Below are 16,291 nucleotides of genomic sequence, written 5' to 3' on the forward strand. Positions count from 1 at the left end.
CGTTACACGCTGATCAGGCTCAGTAGATAGCCGTCCTGGACGCAGAATTGGCCCTCCAGTTCCTGGCCTGCCTGCCATTGGGCTGACAGGTCGGTGAGCAGGCGCAGGCGGGCGTGACCGTCGACAGACCATTCCAGCAGCTCGGCGTGTTCGAAGTAGAAACGGCGCCGGGTCAAGGGGTAGAGCGCCTTGAACAGGCTTTCCTTGAGCGAGAACGTCAAGGTCACGCCCAGGGCGAGCTGGCTGGGGTCCAGGCGCTGGAGTTCGGCGGGGGTGAGGATCTCTCCTGCCAGGCGCTTGGCGCGTTCGTCGTCCAGCAAGGATTCCTGATCCAGGCCCAGGCCACCGCTGTCGCCATCGGCGGCCACCACGGCGGCGGCCCAGCCTTTGCCATGGGTGATCGAGCCGTGAATACCGGCCGGCCAGATCGGCGAGCGATCCTCGTGGGTGGCGGGCACATAGTCACGTCCATCCAGTGCATGCAGGGCCGCACGGGCGCAGACCCGTCCGGCAAGGTACTCGGCCTGGCGCTTGGCCACCGAGCGCTGCAGGCTGGCGCTTTGCTCGATGCCGGCGCGCTGGAAGTCGTCCGGCGTCAGTCGGGCAGGGTCGAAGGTACAACTGACCAGCACCGCACCCGGGACCGGGCGCGGCAGGGGCCAGTGGTATTGAAGGGGGGAGCAGCAGGGCGGAAGTCTGGTCATGGAGGCTATTGTGCCAGTGGCGTCCGGCCGCGCAAACCAGGCGAGTGCCGGGCCCTCGATCACTGGCCCGGCCGGTTTTCAGTCAAAGGATTTCTTGAGGAAGGCCTGCATGTCCGCCCACGAACGTTCGTCCGCCGCCTTGTTGTAGCCGATGTCCGGCCCGCCGTGTTCGCCGTGGCTCAAGCGGTCGGCATCCGGGTTGGTGAACCCATGCTTGGCGCCGGGAATGGCAACGAATGTCATGTCGGCGCCGGCATCGTCCATTTCCTGCTTGAACGCTGCCACTTGCTCTGGCGGGATCATGCTGTCGGCCTCGCCATGCTCCACCAGGATCTTCGCCCTGATCACTCCCGGCTTGGCTGGCGTCTGGGTGGCCAGCGGGCCATGGAAGCTCACCACAGCATCAAGTTTCTCGCCTCGGCGTGCGGCATCGAGCACCACCTTGCCGCCGAAGCAGTAGCCCACCGCTGCCAATTGATGCTTGTTGGTGTTGGGCTGGATCTTCAGCAACTCCACGCCCGCATCAAAGCGCCGTGCCGCAGCCTTGGGGTCCTTCATCGCCGCTGCCATGAACGCCTGGGCGTCCTGGGGATGCTCGGTGTGCTTGCCATCGCCGTACATGTCGATGGCCAGGGCGTTGTAGCCCAGCGCTGCCAAGTCTCGGGCACGGCGCTTGGCATAGTCGTTCAGGCCCCACCATTCATGCACCACGACGATGCCCGGGCGTTTGCCCTCGACCGCATCGTCGTAGGCGTAGTAGCCCACCAGGCGCTGGCCGTCGGCGTCCTGGTAGGGAATTTCGCGAGTCTGCACGGCCGCCTGGGCGAAGGCGGCACTGCACATCAGGGCCAGGGCAAGCAGGGAACGCATGGTCGGTACTCCTTGGACAAAGGGTGCGATTCGTTCAGCCGGGGTTCAGCCAGGGTTCAGCCGCGGTTCAGGGCTCCCTCCCTACTCTAGTCACCAGACACGAACATCGCCTCTAACTGGAGTATCCAACCCATGAAAACACTCAACACCCTGATGGTCGCCATGGCCGTTTGCGCCGCCAGCTTCACCGCCCAGGCTGCCGATGACACCTTCGCCAGCCTCACCTATGGCCAGACCAGCGACAAGGTCCGCAAGTCCGGCCTGCTGCAACGCAACACCGATCATCTGAACGCAGACGGCGTCATCGGCAAGGACGGCACCTGGGGCGTGCGCGTAGGCAAGATCAACGACGACGCCCGCTACTACCTGACCTACGACAATGTCTCGGGCGATCACAGCGGCATCAAGCTGCGTCAGGAAAACCTGCTCGGCAGCTACGATGCGTTCCTGCCGGTGGGCGACACCACCAAGCTGTTCGGGGGTGGCAGCCTGGGCCTGACCAAGCTGTCCCAGGAGTCCTCCGGTTACAGCCGCGACACCGACGTGGGCTATGCCGTGGGCTTGCAGGCCGGCGTGCTGCAGCAGATCACCAACAACGCCTCGGTGGAGCTGGGCTACCGTTACCTGCGCAGCAACGCCAGCACCGAGCTGGCCGAGCATGGCGGTCCCAAGGCGGGCACCTTGCGGCTGACCAGCAGCGCCCAGACCTACCTGTCGGCCAACTACACCTTCTGACCTAGGCTAGGGGCCAGGGTAACGCTGATATGCTGCACCGGTCCCACCGTGGGGCAAGCCCGCGCCTGTCGACCTAATGTCGTGCAGGCGCGGGCTTGCCTCGCGAGGGCATCGGACACAGGTATTGAATCAAGGAGAGTGACATGAAATTGCTGGTGGTCGAGGATGAAGCGCTGTTACGCCACCACTTGTACACGCGCCTGGGCGAGAGCGGGCATGTGGTCGAAGCGGTGGCCAATGCCGAAGAGGCGCTTTACCAGGCCGAGCAATACAACCACGACCTGGCAGTGGTCGACCTCGGTCTGCCGGGGATGAGTGGGCTGGACCTGATCCGGCAGTTGCGCAGCCAGGGCAAAAGCTTCCCGATCCTGATCCTCACCGCCCGCGGCAACTGGCAGGACAAGGTCGAAGGCCTGGCAGCCGGTGCCGACGACTATGTGGTCAAGCCGTTCCAGTTCGAAGAGTTGGAGGCGCGCCTGAACGCCTTGCTACGTCGCTCCAGCGGTTTCACCCAATCGACCATCGCGGCAGGCCCTCTGGTGCTGGACCTCAATCGTAAGCAGGCGACTTTGGACGAGCAACCGCTGGCCCTGACCGCTTACGAATACCGCATCCTCGAATACCTCATGCGCCATCACCAGCAGGTGGTGGCCAAGGATCGCCTGATGGAACAGCTCTATCCCGATGACGAGGAGCGCGACCCGAATGTCATCGAGGTGCTGGTCGGTCGCCTGCGGCGCAAGCTCGAGGGCGACCGTGGCTTCAAACCGATCGACACGGTGCGTGGCCTGGGCTACCTGTTCACCGAGCGCTGCCGATGATCCGCTCCTTGCGCGTACGCCTGATGCTGGCGGCGGCGCTGCTGGCGCTGTTGTTCATGCTGGGGCTGCTGCCGGCGCTGCAAAAAGCCTTCAGCCTGGCGTTGCAGGAGTCGATCGAACAACGTCTGGCCTCGGACGTGACGACGTTGATTTCCGCCGCGCGGATCGAACAAGGGCGGCTGCAGATGCCCGAGCAGTTGCCGGACGAGCGCTACAACCTGCCTTATACCGGCCTGCTCGGCTACATCTTCGACCGCCAGGGGGCCTTGGTGTGGCGTTCGCGCGCCACCAACGGGCAGAACATCAACTATCGCCCACGGTATGACGGGCGTGGCAATGAGTTCGCCCGGATCCATCAGGACGATGGCGAGGAGTTCTTCGTCTACGACGTCGAGGTCAAGCTGCTCGGGGGCAAGAGCGCCGCCTTCAGTATCGTGGCGCTGCAACCGGTGCGGGAGTACCAGCACACCCTCGATGGCCTGCGTGAAAAGCTCTATTTGGGCTTTGGCGCCGCCTTGCTGGCGCTGATGGTGCTGTTGTGGGCCGGCCTGACCTGGGGGCTGCGCTCGTTGCGCAGGCTGAGCCTGGAGCTGGACGAAGTGGAGGCGGGCGCGCGTGATGGCCTGAGTGGCGAGCATCCGCGTGAACTGCTGCGCCTGACCGGCTCGCTCAACCGTCTGCTGCGCAGCGAACGTGAGCAACGCCAGCGCTACCGCGATTCGCTCGACGATCTGGCGCACAGCCTCAAGACGCCCCTTGCGGTGTTGCAAGGTGTCGGCGAAAGCCTCGGCCAGGGCGACAGCGAGCGCGAGCAGGCGCGGGTGCTGCAAAGCCAGATCGAACGCATGAGCCAGCAGATCGACTACCAGTTGCAGCGTGCCAGCCTGCGCAAGAGCGGTCTGGTGCGTCACCGGGTGCAATTGCGACCGGTGCTCGAGAGCTTGTGCAACACGTTGGACAAGGTCTACCGCGACAAGCGCGTGGTCGTGAGCTTCGACATCCCCGCGGATGCCTGGGTGCCGATGGAGCAGGGGGCGGCGTTGGAGCTGTTCGGCAACCTGCTGGAAAACGCCTACCGCCTGAGCCTCGGCCAGGTGCGTGTGAGCCTGCAGCAAGCGCCTGGGCAGTTGGTGCTGTACGTCGAGGACGATGGTCCTGGTGTACCGGGCAGCCAGCGCGAGCGCATTCTCAAGCGTGGCGAGCGGCTCGATCGCCAGCATCCGGGGCAGGGCATTGGTCTGGCGGTGGTCAAGGACATCATCGACAGCTACGACGCCGAACTGAGCCTGGATGATTCGTCGCTTGGGGGCGCGGCCTTCCGGATCGTTTTCCATCTGGAGTGAAACCCATTGGGGCCGCTGCGCGGCCCATCGCAGGCGTTGCCAGCTGGGAGCGAGGAGCGAAGGGAACGGCCATAGAGCAGACTGGCCTGCGCACGCTTCCCTCCCCGGGCGGATTCCCGCCAACACCCCCCTTCCAATCCCGCCAGCGGGCGGAAATCCGCCAACCTCAACCTGCGCGACCGCCCCGCCATGGGGCGCTGAAAGCCCCGAATTACGAGGGTTGCACTGATTGCGAGCATTTTGGCATCGGCCTTGCTATCGACCTGGCAGAGGCCTTTCACAAGGCAGCTCGAACACAACGACAAATCCCTCCAGGTGCAGGAGGGTTCGCGCTTTAGGTGCCCCAACGCTCTGGGAAGGGTGGGCCGGCACACTTGAGGAAAAACTAGCCATGACGACACGTCAGCCGTTGTACAAATCCCTGTATGTCCAGGTGTTGGTTGCCATCACCATTGGTATTCTGCTCGGTCACTACTACCCGGAAACCGGCGTAGCCCTCAAACCCCTGGGTGACGGATTCGTCAAACTGATCAAGATGGTCATCGCCCCGATCATCTTCTGCACCGTCGTCAGCGGCATCGCTGGGATGCAGAGCATGAAGTCGGTCGGCAAGACCGGCGGCTATGCGCTGCTGTATTTCGAGATCGTTTCCACCATCGCCCTGATCATCGGCCTGGTCGTGGTCAACGTGGTCCAGCCCGGTGCCGGCATGCATGTCGACGTCAGCACCCTGAACGCCAGCAGCGTGGCCGCCTACGCCGCGGCAGGTGCGCAGCAGACCACCGTGGGCTTCTTGCTCAACATCATCCCCAACACCGTGGTAGGTGCCTTCGCCAATGGCGACATCCTGCAGGTGCTGATGTTCTCCGTGCTGTTCGGCTTCGCTCTGCACCGCCTGGGCAGCTACGGCAAGCCGGTGCTGGACCTGATCGACCGCTTCGCCCATGTCATGTTCAACATCATCAACATGATCATGAAGCTGGCCCCGGTCGGTGCCTTCGGCGCCATGGCCTTCACCATCGGCCAGTACGGCGTGGGCTCGCTGGTGCAGCTGAGCTACCTGATGATCTGCTTCTACGTCACCTGCCTGCTGTTCATCCTGGTGGTGCTGGGCAGCATCTGCCGCTTCCACGGCTTCAGTGTGCTCAAGCTGATCCGCTACATCCGTGAGGAGCTGATGATCGTGCTCGGCACTTCCTCCTCGGAGTCGGCCCTGCCGCGCATGCTGGCCAAGATGGAGCGCCTGGGCGCCAAGAAGTCCGTGGTGGGTCTGGTGATCCCCACCGGCTACTCGTTCAACCTGGACGGCACCTCGATCTACCTGACCATGGCCGCGGTGTTCATCGCCCAGGCCACCGACACCACTATGGACATCACCCACCAGATCACCCTGCTGCTGGTGTTGCTGATCGCGTCCAAAGGGGCCGCGGGTGTCACGGGGTCCGGCTTTATCGTCCTGGCCGCCACCCTGTCCGCCGTGGGTCACCTGCCGGTGGCGGGCCTGGCGCTGATCCTGGGCATCGATCGCTTCATGTCCGAGGCGCGTGCGCTGACCAACCTGATCGGCAACGCCGTGGCCACCGTGGTCGTGGCCAAGTGGGTCAACGAGCTGGACACCGACACGCTGCAGGCCGAGCTGGCCTCTGGTGGCTCGCCGTTGGTCGACCCTCGTCCGGTCGATGACCTGGGCGTGGCCGAAGGCCCGGCGCGTTGATTACGTTGTGAAACAAAGAAGGCGACCCTCGGGTCGCCTTCTTTGTTTGGAGTGCCTGCCGGTCTAAGCCTTGTGGAAGCGGATTTAACCGCGAATGCTGTTTGTCATTCGACGCGGGTCTCGCCGCTGTACACCAGGATCGCCCGGCACCGCCGGCACAGGTAGCGCCGCCCCTGGCGCACCAGCTTGTGCCGCTGTGCGGTGAACGGGAAGTCACTTTCCGGGCAGGGGCAGCGATAGATGTAGCGGGTGGCCACGCGCCGCTTCACTTCATAGTTGTGGCAACGGTTCGGTGGCAGTTCGTACACGCCACGCATGATCAGTTGCCATTCCTCGCCATGGGCCTGGATCCTGTCGCCGAACAGCTGGTGCGCCACCAGGTGTGCGACTTCATGAGCCACGGTCTGGCGCAGGAAGTCCTCTTGGTTCTCGCGGTACAGCTGCAGGTTGAAGCGCAACAGGTTCTCGTGAAGATGAGCGACGCCGGCCTTCTGGCCGCGCAGCTTGAAACTGACTTCCGGGCGGGGGAAGGTACGTTTGAAGAAGGTTTCGGCTTGCTGGTAGCAGGTTTCGACGCGTTGTTTGAGCAGCTCGGGCATGACGGGGTGGTTCTCCTGAGCGGGCAATTATGCCGCAAGCGTCAGGTACCTGCCGGGCCATCTGTCAGCACACAAGCCGAGGCCGCCTTGCGGCGGCCTCGGGTGACGCTCCTATGTTGCGTTGGATCTAGTTGGTATAGACAGGCCCCACACCCAGCCCCCAGATGATCACCGTGGCGGCCATGATCGCCACCAGTACCACCAGGCCTACCGCCAGCACGGAGCTGGAGAACAGGAAGCCTTCGTCGGTGGGGATGTTCATGAAGGTCGGCAGACCGACATAGAGCAGGTAGACCGTGTAGCAAATGGCCGCCGTGCCCACCAGCATGCCTAGCCAGAGGTGCGGGTAGAGCGCCGCCAGGCCGCCGATGAACAGCGGGGTGGCGGTATAGGTGGCAAACGCCACGCATTGCGCCATGGATGGGGTGGCATCGTAGGTGCGAGCCATCCAGTGGATGAAGGCACCCATGACCGCGACCCCGGCGAGCATCGCCAGGTAGGACATGATGCTCATCCAGAGTGCGCTTTCCATCGTCAGCATCACCGCCGGCCGATCACCGATGACCCAGCCGACCTGGGTGGTGCCGATGAACGCTGAGACAGCCGGGATCGCGGCCAGTATCAGCGTGTGGGTTAGGTACATGTGGCTGATGCTTTCGTCCTCGCCACGGATCTCCTTCCACTCCTGGTCAGGGTGGGTAAACAGCCCCAGAACGTGATGGATCATGCCGGTCACTCCTATCGTCGTTGTCAAACGCCCCCCAAGTGGAGCGCTTGCGGCCCGAGGCCTGGACACCGATGCAAGCGGTCGTGTGGCCTTATCTCGCAGTATAGGAAGCGGTTACCTGCATAAACCTGGGTTTTTAGAGCAAATTGCGCTGTCAGGCGCGCCCTTGATTCTTTATCGGAATGGCCTACGCCCAGGCTCGGTTTGTGCGTAAAATAGCCGGCTTTTGTCACACCTCGCGGATCCAAGCGCTATGGGCACCCTCTCGGTCAACCAGAACAAACTGCAAAAACGCCTGCGTCGCCTCGCTGGCGAAGCCATCACCGACTACAACATGATCGAGGATGGCGACAAGGTCATGGTCTGCCTGTCCGGCGGCAAGGACAGCTACACCATGCTCGACGTTCTGTTGCACCTGCAGAAGGTGGCGCCGATCAAGTTCCAGATCGTCGCGGTGAACATGGACCAGAAGCAGCCAGGCTTCCCTGAGCACGTGCTGCCGGCCTACCTCAAGGAACTGGGCGTCGAGTACCACATCGTCGAGAAGGACACCTACTCGGTGGTCAAGGAGCTGGTTCCGGAAGGCAAGACCACCTGCTCGCTGTGCTCGCGCCTGCGCCGTGGCACGCTATACACCTTCGCCGACGAGATCGGTGCGACCAAGATGGCCTTGGGTCACCATCGCGACGACATCGTCGAGACCTTCTTCCTCAACATGTTCTTCAACGGCTCGCTCAAGGGCATGCCGCCGAAGCTGCGCGCCGACGATGGCCGTAACGTGGTGATCCGCCCGCTGGCCTACTGCAGCGAGAAGGACATCCAGGCCTACTCGGACATGAAGGAATTCCCGATCATCCCGTGCAACCTGTGCGGCTCCCAGGAAAACCTGCAGCGTCAGGTGGTCAAGGAAATGCTGCTGGAGTGGGAGCGTAAGCACCCGGGTCGTACCGAGAATATCTTCCGTGCCCTGCAGAACGTGGCACCGTCGCAGCTCGCCGACCGCAACCTGTTCGACTTCACCAGCCTGAAGATCGACGAAAGCGCTACGCCGCGTTTTCTCGATGTCCTGAACATCTGACCTCATGCGCGACTACCAGTGGCTGCATGAGTACTGCCTGAACCGCTTCGGTTCGGCACAGGCCTTGGAGGCCTTCCTGCCGCAGCCGCGCACGCCTGCGCAGCTGCGCGACATCGGCGATGATCGCTACCTGTCGACGCTGGCCCTGCGGGTGTTCCGCGCAGGGCTCAAGCACAGCCTGGTGGATGCCAAGTGGCCGGCCTTCGAGCAGGTGTTCTTCGGTTTCGACCCGGAAAAGGTCGTGCTGATGGGCGCCGAGCACCTTGAGCGGTTGATGCAGGACGAGCGGATCATCCGCCACCTGGGCAAGCTCAAGAGCGTGCCGCGCAATGCGCAGATGATTCTCGACGTGGCGAAGGAAAAGGGCAGTTTCGGTGCGTTCATCGCCGATTGGCCGGTGACCGACATCGTCGGGCTGTGGAAGTACCTGGCCAAGCATGGCAACCAATTGGGCGGGTTGTCGGCGCCGCGCTTTCTGCGCATGGTCGGCAAGGACACGTTCATCCCCACCGATGACATGAGCGCTGCCTTGATCGCCCAGGGCGTGATCGATAAACAGCCAACCAGCCAGCGTGACCTGGCGCTGGTGCAGCAGGCATTCAATGAGTGGCATGAGCAGAGCGGGCGGCCGCTGTGCCAGTTGTCGGTGATGCTGGCGCATACCGTCAATCATTGAGGCCTGCGTCGCCTGCTTCGCGGGTGAGCCCACCCCACCTCGTCAGCGGTGCCGGTGCGAGCCGGTTTACCCGCGAAAAAGCCAGCGCCGCTTCTATTACCCTTCACCCGCCATGCGCCGCTCATGCTGGAACTTCCAGCGCACATACAGCAGGGCACTGACGAACAGCCCCAGGCTCACCAGCACCTCCACCCAGCCGAACACCGCCCGTGCCGGGTCGAACGCCGCCAGCACGCCCTTGATGAAATAGATATTCACCACGAAGCACGTCCAGGCATGGGCCCGGGCGCTGCCCATCAGCATGCCTGGCAACAGCAGCAGCAGGGGGATCAGCTCGATGGCCAGGATCACCTCGACCCGCGCACCATGCAGATTCGCGAACCACAGGTTATTGACCACCAAGAGGGCGATCAGGCCGAAGAAGCAGGCCAGGCTCAGGGCGCGGGTTAACCGCACCCGTGGGGCGAGCCATTGCAGCGGCGGCAGTACCTTGGGCTTTCTAGCCACGGTCGCCCTCCAGGGCCTTGGCGGTGTTCGCCAGGCGTTGGCCCAGGGCGCGGCACAGGGCGATTTCGTGCGGGTCGAGTTCGCGCTTGCCATCGGCGCCGGCGTGGTGGCTGGCGCCATAGGGCGTGCCGCCGCCGCGGGTCTCGAGCAGCGCCGACTCGCTGTACGGCAGGCCCAGTACCAGCATGCCGTGGTGCATCAGCGGCAGCATCATCGACAGCAGCGTGGTCTCCTGGCCGCCGTGCAGGCTGGCGGTGGAGGTGAACACCGCCGCAGGCTTGCCGACCAGTTCACCGCCCAGCCACAGGCTGCTGGTGCCATCGAGGAAGTACTTGAGCGGCGCGGCCATGTTGCCGAAGCGGGTCGGGCTGCCCAAGGCCAGGCCGGCGCAGTGGCGCAGGTCGTCGAGGGTGGCGTAGAGCGCGCCGTTGGCCGGGATGTCCGGGGCCACCGCTTCGCATTCGGTGGAAATCGCCGGCACGGTGCGCAGGCGCGCCTCCAGACCGGCCATCTCGACGCCGCGGGCGATGTGCCTGGCCATCTCGCTGGTCGAGCCGTGGCGGCTGTAATACAGCATCAGAACGTAAGGATCGCTCACGGCAGGATCTCCAGCACCTTCTCAGGCGGACGGCCGATCACCGCCTTGTCACCGACGACCAGGATCGGACGCTCGATCAGCTTCGGGTGCTGGACCATGGCATCGATCAGTTGGGCGTCGCTCAGGGCGGGGTTGGCCAGATCCAGGGCCTTGTATTCCTCCTCGCCGGTGCGCAGCAGCTGGCGCGGGGCGATGCCCAGCTTGCCGAGCAGCGCGTTGAGGATGGCGGCATCCGGCGGGGTTTCCAGGTAGCGCACGATGGTCGGGGCCAGGCCGCGCTCTTCGAGCAGTTCCAGGGCGCCGCGGGATTTCGAACAGCGCGGGTTATGATAGAGGGTCAGATCAGTCATGACGGGTCGCATCCAGCTGGGTGTGACGGCTATTCTAACCGCAGCGACTGTGTCGTTTGCTTGAAACTTCTAGAAGGATTGACCCATGGCAAGGCGTTTGGCAGCAGTATTGGCCATCACCGCGAGCCTGTTGCTCGGCGGTTGCGGTGCGGACTACGGCTTGGATCAGCACGGCAACACGGTAAAGGCCGAGCAGATCGACGGGCACTGGCTGGTGCTCAACTACTGGGCCGAGTGGTGCGGCCCATGCCGTACGGAAATCCCCGAGCTCAACGCTGCGGCCAAGCAGTGGGAAGCCCAGGGCATCAAGGTGGTGGGGGTGAACTTCGACGGATTGCAGGGCCAGGACCTCAAGCAGGCCGCCGAAACCCTGGGTATCGCCTTTACCGTTCTCGCCCAGGACCCGGCCGAGCGCTACGAGCTGCCGCGCAGCGAGGCCTTGCCGGTGACCTATATCATCGATGACAAGGGCAAGGTGCGCGAGCAGTTGATGGGCGAACAGACCCTCGAAGGGCTGCAGGCCAAGCTCAAGGCCTTGAAAGGCGGCGCCTGATCGAGTGTTGGGGCTGCTGAGCAGCCCTTCGCGGCACAAGGCCGCTCCTACAGGGGGACGCGTTTTTCTGTAGGGGCGGCCGTGTGCGAAAGGAGCGCAAAGCGCTCCAATCTGTCAGCCTTCTTCAGGCCAGAAGCGCAGCGGCTTGCCCTCGGCCGGCCAGAAGCGGATCTGCTCGATCGGCGAAACGTCCCAGCGCTGTACGGTCTCCAGCGCCTGGAGGAAGCGTTTTTCCTGATCCATCAAAGCAGGGGCGCACAGCTTGCGGGTCTTGCCGACCTTGCCGAAGCTGATGCGGTCGCCTTCCAAGGTGTAAGGCGCGAACCAGTGGTTGCAGCCGGCGTTGCCATAGGCGCGGCCGTCCTCGCCGAGGATCAGGGTCAGGTGGCTGTAGTCGATCAGCCGGCGCTCGCCGATCCACTCCAGCACGTAGCTTTGCTCGGGTTGCAATTTCGAAGGCTCCGATGCGCAGCCAAGCAGGCCGACGGCAATCAGTGCGCCGGTCAACAGATGTTTCACTGCGCGCTCCCCTGGCAGGCCGGGCACAGGTGCTGGTCGCCACGGCTGGCCCAGCCCAGCTCCGCGATACGGGCGCTGGCCGCAGGCTGGCGGGCCTTGTTGCCGAGCTTGCCGTCGACGGCGAATTCGAAGTCCAGCTCAGCCTGGCAGCCGTTGCACTTGACCTTCCAGTTGAGGATCTCCAGCTCGTTGAAGACCGGGCCGCTGGCCACGGCGACCCATTGGCCGCGCGGGTTGATCAGGTGGCGCACGCTCTCAACGGTCAGGCGCATGGACAGGTCCTTGCTGCCTTTGAGGGTCACCAGCAGGACATCGTCCTTCTGGATCGAACCCCCGTTGCCAGTCACCTGATAGCGGCCCGGCACCAGGGCGCGGCATTCGATCAGGGTGTGTTGCGGGTTGAAAAGGGTGTAGCGGAAATCGTGTTCGACCATGGGTCCTCCAAAATTGCCGCGTATCCTAGCATCAACCGTTCACCAGATTCTGCGGATCGCCCGCCGTCCAGCGGATGATGTTGTCCAGGGTGGTCGAGGCGATGGCTCCCAGCGCTTCATGGGTGAGAAACGCCTGGTGCGCGGTGACGATCACGTTGGGGAAGGTCAGCAGCCGGGCAAGCACGTCATCCTGCAGCGGCAGGTCGGAGCGGTCCTCGAAGAACAACTGCGCTTCCTCTTCATAGACATCCAGCCCCAGGTAGCCGAGCTGGCCGCTCTTGAGTGCAACGATCAGGGCCGGCGTGTCCACCAGCGCGCCGCGCCCGGTGTTGATCAGCATGGCGCCGGGTTGCAGGCTGGCCAGGCTCCTGGCGTTGATCAAGTGGCGGGTGTGCTCGGTCAGCGGGCAGTGCAGGCTGATGATGCGTGCCTGGCTAAGCAGTTCGGGCAGCTCCACATAGCGGGCGCCCAGGGCAAGCAGTTCGGGATTGGGGGAGGGGTCGTAGGCCAGCAACTGGCAGCCGAAGCCGGCCATGATGCGGGCGAAGGCGGCGCCGATCTGGCCGGTGCCGACCACGCCTACGGTCTTGCCGTACAGGTCGAAGCCGGTCAGGCCGTGCAAGGTGAAGTCGCCTTCGCGGGTGCGGTTGTAGGCCCGGTGCAAGCGTCGGTTGAGCGCCAGGATCAGGGCCACGGCGTGTTCGGCTACGGCATGGGGCGAATAGGCCGGCACCCGCACCACCGACAGCCCCAGGCGTCGGGCCGCAGCCAGGTCGACATGGTTATAGCCTGCCGAACGCAAGGCGATCAGGCGTGTACCGCCGGCGGCCAGGCGTTCGAGCACCGTGGCATCGAGCTCGTCGTTGATGAACGCGCAGACCACCTCGAAGCCATGGGCCAGGGCGACGGTGTCCTGGGTCAGCCGGGCCGATTGGTAATGCAGCTCCAGGCCGCTGTCGCGGGCGGCTTGGGTGAAGCTTTCCTGATCGTAATGTTGGCTGCTGAACAACAGGACACGCATGGTGTGACTCTCCAGTTTTCGTCTAGGCGCCAGTGTAGACAGCCTGCGAAGGGGGCAGTTGATCCTGCTCAGTGGTCATCGCTGTTCGGGTGAGCGCAAGTCCTTCGTTCCTGGGGGCGCTAGGCGGCCCTTTCGCGGCGCAAGGGCGCACCTGCAGATCGCCAAAGGGCCGCCCAGTCGTCAGGCGCTCAGCCGCGCCTGCGCCGCGAGGCGCACGATGGCCCGGTCCAGTTCGTCCAGGGCTTGCACCGCCTGGGGGCTGTCCTGTTTGAGCAAGGTCTCGCTGCGCTGGCAGGCTGCGCGCAGTTGCGGTACGCCACAGTAGCGCGAGGCACCGTTGAGGCGATGGACCCGTTCGATCATCGCTGTGCGATCGCCCTGCTCACGGGCGGCACGAATCGATTCGCGGTCAGTCTCGAGCGACGCCAGCAGCATGGCCAGCATGTCCGCAGCCAGGTCCGGCTTGCCGGCGGCCAGGCGCAGGCCTTCCTCGGGGTCGAGCACCTTCAGCTCGCTGCTGTCGGCGGCCCGCTCGGTGCCGCGCTCTGGCATGGCGGGGGCCAGGCTCAGTCCGGTCCACTTCATCACCACCTGGGACAGCTGACGCTCGCTGATCGGTTTGGTCAGGTAGTCGTCCATGCCGCTGTGCAGCAAGGCCCGTTTCTCGTTGGCCATGGCGTGTGCGGTGAGGGCGACGATGGGCAGGGGGCTGCCGCTCTGGCTGGCTTCCCAGCGGCGGATCTGCTCGGTGCAGGCGCGCCCGTCCATGCCCGGCATCTGCACATCCATCAAGACCAGATCGAAGGGCTCGTCCTGCACGGCCTTGACCGCGGCATAGCCATTGTCGAGCGCCAGCACCTCGGCGCCCAGGCCTTCGAGCAGGGTCTGCACCAACAGTAGGTTGGCTGGGTTGTCGTCCACGCAGAGAATCTTCGGCGCCCGGGTCGTGCCACTGGCGCGTGCGTCGCTGGTCGCACGGCGCGGTTGCACCAGTTCGAGCAGCAGGCGGCGCAGCTTTCGCGTGCAGGTCGGCTTGGACAGCAACTGGCCATGGGCATTGGGCAAGTAGGGGTGGTAGAGCGCCTGTTCGGTGGTCGGGCATAGCACTACGCACAGACAGCCCAGGCGTTCCAGTTGCTGGTGATAATGGCCAAGCTGTTCGGGCGAAAGCGTGCCCAGGTTGGCCCCCAGCACCGCGAATTCCAATGGCTGACCGGCCTGGCTCGCCGCCTGGACACCTTGCAACAGCTGGTCGAAGGAGGCGAACAGGCTGACGCTCAGGCCGCAATCCTCCAATTGGTGCTCCAGGGCTTGGCGCGCGAGCTCGTGGCTATCGACGATGGCGGCGCGGCGACCAAGCAAAGGTTGCAGCGGCTGTTCCTGGGCATCGTCATGGGCCCGTGGCAGGTTGAGGCTGATCCAGAACTGCGAACCTTCCCCGGGGGTGCTGTCCACGCCGATCTCGCCACCCATCTGCTCGATAAGCCGCTTGGAGATCACCAGGCCCAGGCCGGTGCCGCCCGGCTGGCGTGACAAGGAGTTGTCGGCCTGGCTGAAGGCCTGGAACAAGGTGCGCACATCCTGGGGTGATAGGCCGATGCCGGTGTCCTGCACGCTGATGCGCAACTGTACGTTGTCTTCTTGTTCGTCCTCGACCATGGCGCGAACGACGATGGTGCCTTCGCGGGTGAACTTGATGGCATTGCTCACCAGGTTGGTGAGGATCTGCTTGAGCCGCAGCGGGTCGCCGATCAGCGACAGCGGGGTGTCGCGGTAGACCAGGCAGAGCAGCTCCAACTGCTTGGCGTGGGCGGCGGGGGCCAGGATGGTCAGCGTGTCCTGGATCAGGTCGCGCAGGTTGAACGGGATGCTGTCGAGCACCAGCTTGCCGGCCTCGATCTTGGAGAAGTCGAGGATCTCATTGATGATCCCCAGCAGGTTGTCGGCGGACTTCTCGATGGTATTGAGGTAGTCGAGTTGGCGCGGGGTCATCTCGCTGCGTTGCAGCAGGTGGGTGAAGCCGAGGATGCCGTTGAGCGGCGTGCGAATCTCATGGCTCATGTTGGCCAGGAACTCGGACTTGATGCGGCTGGCCTCCAGCGCTTCCTTGCGCGCCATGTCCAGTTCGATGTTCTGGATCTCGATGGTCTCCAGGTTCTGGCGCACGTCTTCGGTGGCCTGGTCGATGCTGTGCTGCAACTCTTCGTGGGCATTTTGCAGGGTCTCGGCCATGCGGTTGATGCCCGCCGCCAGCTCATCCAGCTCATGGCTGCCCATCGACGGCAGACGCTGCTCCAGGTTGCCTTCCTTGAGCTGGGTGACGGCGTGCTTGATGCGGCTGAGCGGGTCGTTGATCGTCCGGCTCATGCGCAGGGCGAGCAGCACGGTGAGCGACAGGCAGCCGAAGATCAACAACAGGCTGGTGAACAGGTTGCGATAGCCGCGCAGCAACGTACCGTCGTGAGACAACTCGATCTCGACCCAGCCGAGCAGACGCTCTGCTTCGGCGGGGACCGCCTGGGTGGCCAGGTCACGATGGTGGCCGAAAACCGGCATCAGGTAGCGGGTGGCATCGTTGCCGGAGCGTTGCAGCAGTTGGGTGCCAGTCCCCCCGGTTGGGGCCTGGTTGAGCATGCTTGGGCCGGCATGGGCCAGGCGCGAGCGATCAGGGGCCAGAAACGCCACGGCACGCACATCGGCCTGCTCCAGCGCCTGGGAGGCGATGCGCTCGAGCAACTCCTGGGCCTGGGCCGGATTGGCCAAAGAGGGCGCTGCCAAGGGCGCAAGCTGCTCGGCGAGCATCTTGCCGCGCTGGAGCAACTGAGTACGCAGCTCGTTTTGCTGCAGCCAGGTGAAATAGCTTCCCAGCACCAGGGCCATCAGGCTGGCTGGCAGCAGGGCCAACAGCAGGACCCGGCTTCTGATTCCCAAACGATCGAGCACATTTGTCTCCTGTCATGTGCTTGCCTGCCGTCAGCAGAGAGACGGCCCCAGGCGGAACGTTACTCCCCAGGGCCGCCTGATGCACTTCTTTGTATCTCT

General features: G+C 64.1%; 18 protein-coding genes. 7 read left to right on the plus strand and 11 right to left on the minus strand.

Annotation, left to right across the window (positions count from 1 at the left end; genetic code table 11):
* Positions 1-2: 2 nt before the first annotated feature.
* Both IEC33019_RS01445 and IEC33019_RS01450 read right to left on the minus strand, forming a co-directional pair.
* The gene (locus IEC33019_RS01445) at positions 3-704 is read right to left on the minus strand and encodes a 4'-phosphopantetheinyl transferase family protein (RefSeq protein WP_070091755.1); all 702 of its coding nucleotides are present in this window, start codon (positions 702-704) and stop codon (positions 3-5) included.
* 78 nt (positions 705-782) lie between these two features.
* Positions 783-1,574 carry a dienelactone hydrolase family protein gene (locus tag IEC33019_RS01450; protein WP_070091754.1) on the minus strand — a complete coding sequence of 264 codons (792 nt, stop codon included), beginning with the start codon at positions 1,572-1,574 and terminating at the stop codon, positions 783-785.
* A 132-nt stretch (positions 1,575-1,706) separates the two neighbouring features.
* On the opposite strand from IEC33019_RS01450, the gene IEC33019_RS01455 reads away from it, so the two are divergent.
* The 4 genes from IEC33019_RS01455 to IEC33019_RS01470 all read left to right on the plus strand — a co-directional run bounded on the left by IEC33019_RS01455 (position 1,707) and on the right by IEC33019_RS01470 (position 6,187).
* Entirely contained in the window at positions 1,707-2,309 is a 603-nt protein-coding gene (locus tag IEC33019_RS01455; RefSeq protein ID WP_070091753.1) for an outer membrane beta-barrel protein, read from the plus strand.
* A gap of 143 nt (positions 2,310-2,452) precedes the next feature.
* Positions 2,453-3,130: a response regulator gene (locus IEC33019_RS01460; RefSeq protein WP_070091752.1), complete on the plus strand. Its 678-nt coding sequence runs from the start codon at positions 2,453-2,455 to the stop codon at positions 3,128-3,130.
* The gene (locus tag IEC33019_RS01465) at positions 3,127-4,473 is read left to right on the plus strand and encodes an ATP-binding protein (protein WP_070091751.1); all 1,347 of its coding nucleotides are present in this window, start codon (positions 3,127-3,129) and stop codon (positions 4,471-4,473) included. The genes IEC33019_RS01460 and IEC33019_RS01465 overlap by 4 nt, the downstream gene beginning before the upstream one ends.
* A 391-nt stretch (positions 4,474-4,864) precedes the next feature.
* The gene (locus IEC33019_RS01470) at positions 4,865-6,187 is read left to right on the plus strand and encodes a dicarboxylate/amino acid:cation symporter (RefSeq protein ID WP_070091750.1); all 1,323 of its coding nucleotides are present in this window, start codon (positions 4,865-4,867) and stop codon (positions 6,185-6,187) included.
* Between the two features lie 104 nt (positions 6,188-6,291).
* Here IEC33019_RS01470 and IEC33019_RS01475 read toward each other — a convergent pair whose 3' ends face one another.
* Entirely contained in the window at positions 6,292-6,786 is a 495-nt protein-coding gene (locus tag IEC33019_RS01475; protein WP_070091749.1) for a SprT family zinc-dependent metalloprotease, read from the minus strand.
* A 127-nt stretch (positions 6,787-6,913) separates the two neighbouring features.
* Entirely contained in the window at positions 6,914-7,513 is a 600-nt protein-coding gene (locus IEC33019_RS01480) for a Yip1 family protein (RefSeq protein WP_070091748.1), read from the minus strand.
* Positions 7,514-7,766: 253 nt separating this feature from the next.
* On the opposite strand from IEC33019_RS01480, the gene ttcA reads away from it, so the two are divergent.
* Together ttcA and IEC33019_RS01490 are read left to right on the plus strand one after the other, a co-directional pair.
* Entirely contained in the window at positions 7,767-8,591 is an 825-nt protein-coding gene (gene ttcA, locus IEC33019_RS01485; RefSeq protein WP_070091747.1) for a tRNA 2-thiocytidine(32) synthetase TtcA, read from the plus strand.
* 4 nt (positions 8,592-8,595) lie between these two features.
* On the plus strand, positions 8,596-9,267 hold the full coding sequence (locus IEC33019_RS01490) for a DNA-3-methyladenine glycosylase I (protein ID WP_070091746.1): 672 nt from the start codon (positions 8,596-8,598) through the stop codon (positions 9,265-9,267).
* A gap of 96 nt (positions 9,268-9,363) precedes the next feature.
* Here the strand turns inward: IEC33019_RS01490 and IEC33019_RS01495 are convergent, their stop codons facing one another.
* Genes IEC33019_RS01495 through arsC form a run of 3 tightly spaced genes read right to left on the minus strand, consistent with a single transcriptional unit; the run spans position 9,364 to position 10,722 of the window.
* Positions 9,364-9,774: a DUF2069 domain-containing protein gene (locus IEC33019_RS01495; protein ID WP_070091745.1), complete on the minus strand. Its 411-nt coding sequence runs from the start codon at positions 9,772-9,774 to the stop codon at positions 9,364-9,366.
* Positions 9,767-10,372 carry an NAD(P)H:quinone oxidoreductase gene (gene wrbA / locus IEC33019_RS01500; RefSeq protein ID WP_099592803.1) on the minus strand — a complete coding sequence of 202 codons (606 nt, stop codon included), beginning with the start codon at positions 10,370-10,372 and terminating at the stop codon, positions 9,767-9,769. Before wrbA ends, IEC33019_RS01495 begins: the two co-directional genes overlap by 8 nt.
* Positions 10,369-10,722 carry an arsenate reductase (glutaredoxin) gene (gene arsC, locus IEC33019_RS01505; protein ID WP_070091743.1) on the minus strand — a complete coding sequence of 118 codons (354 nt, stop codon included), beginning with the start codon at positions 10,720-10,722 and terminating at the stop codon, positions 10,369-10,371. Before arsC ends, wrbA begins: the two co-directional genes overlap by 4 nt.
* An 85-nt stretch (positions 10,723-10,807) precedes the next feature.
* Between arsC and IEC33019_RS01510 the strand changes: the two genes are divergently transcribed.
* On the plus strand, positions 10,808-11,275 hold the full coding sequence (locus IEC33019_RS01510; RefSeq protein ID WP_070091742.1) for a TlpA disulfide reductase family protein: 468 nt from the start codon (positions 10,808-10,810) through the stop codon (positions 11,273-11,275).
* Between the two features lie 114 nt (positions 11,276-11,389).
* Here IEC33019_RS01510 and IEC33019_RS01515 read toward each other — a convergent pair whose 3' ends face one another.
* The 4 genes from IEC33019_RS01515 to IEC33019_RS01530 all read right to left on the minus strand — a co-directional run bounded on the left by IEC33019_RS01515 (position 11,390) and on the right by IEC33019_RS01530 (position 16,192).
* Entirely contained in the window at positions 11,390-11,794 is a 405-nt protein-coding gene (locus IEC33019_RS01515; RefSeq protein ID WP_099592805.1) for an META domain-containing protein, read from the minus strand.
* Complete coding sequence (locus IEC33019_RS01520) at positions 11,791-12,228, minus strand: hypothetical protein (protein WP_070091740.1); 438 nt, start codon at positions 12,226-12,228, stop codon at positions 11,791-11,793. Before IEC33019_RS01520 ends, IEC33019_RS01515 begins: the two co-directional genes overlap by 4 nt.
* A 31-nt stretch (positions 12,229-12,259) precedes the next feature.
* Entirely contained in the window at positions 12,260-13,249 is a 990-nt protein-coding gene (locus IEC33019_RS01525) for a 2-hydroxyacid dehydrogenase (RefSeq protein WP_070091739.1), read from the minus strand.
* Positions 13,250-13,429: 180 nt separating this feature from the next.
* The gene (locus IEC33019_RS01530; RefSeq protein ID WP_070091738.1) at positions 13,430-16,192 is read right to left on the minus strand and encodes a response regulator; all 2,763 of its coding nucleotides are present in this window, start codon (positions 16,190-16,192) and stop codon (positions 13,430-13,432) included.
* Positions 16,193-16,291: the final 99 nt, after the last annotated feature.

The sequence above is a fragment of the Pseudomonas putida genome (assembly GCF_002741075.1).
Taxonomy (GTDB): Bacteria; Pseudomonadota; Gammaproteobacteria; order Pseudomonadales; family Pseudomonadaceae; genus Aquipseudomonas; species Aquipseudomonas putida_T.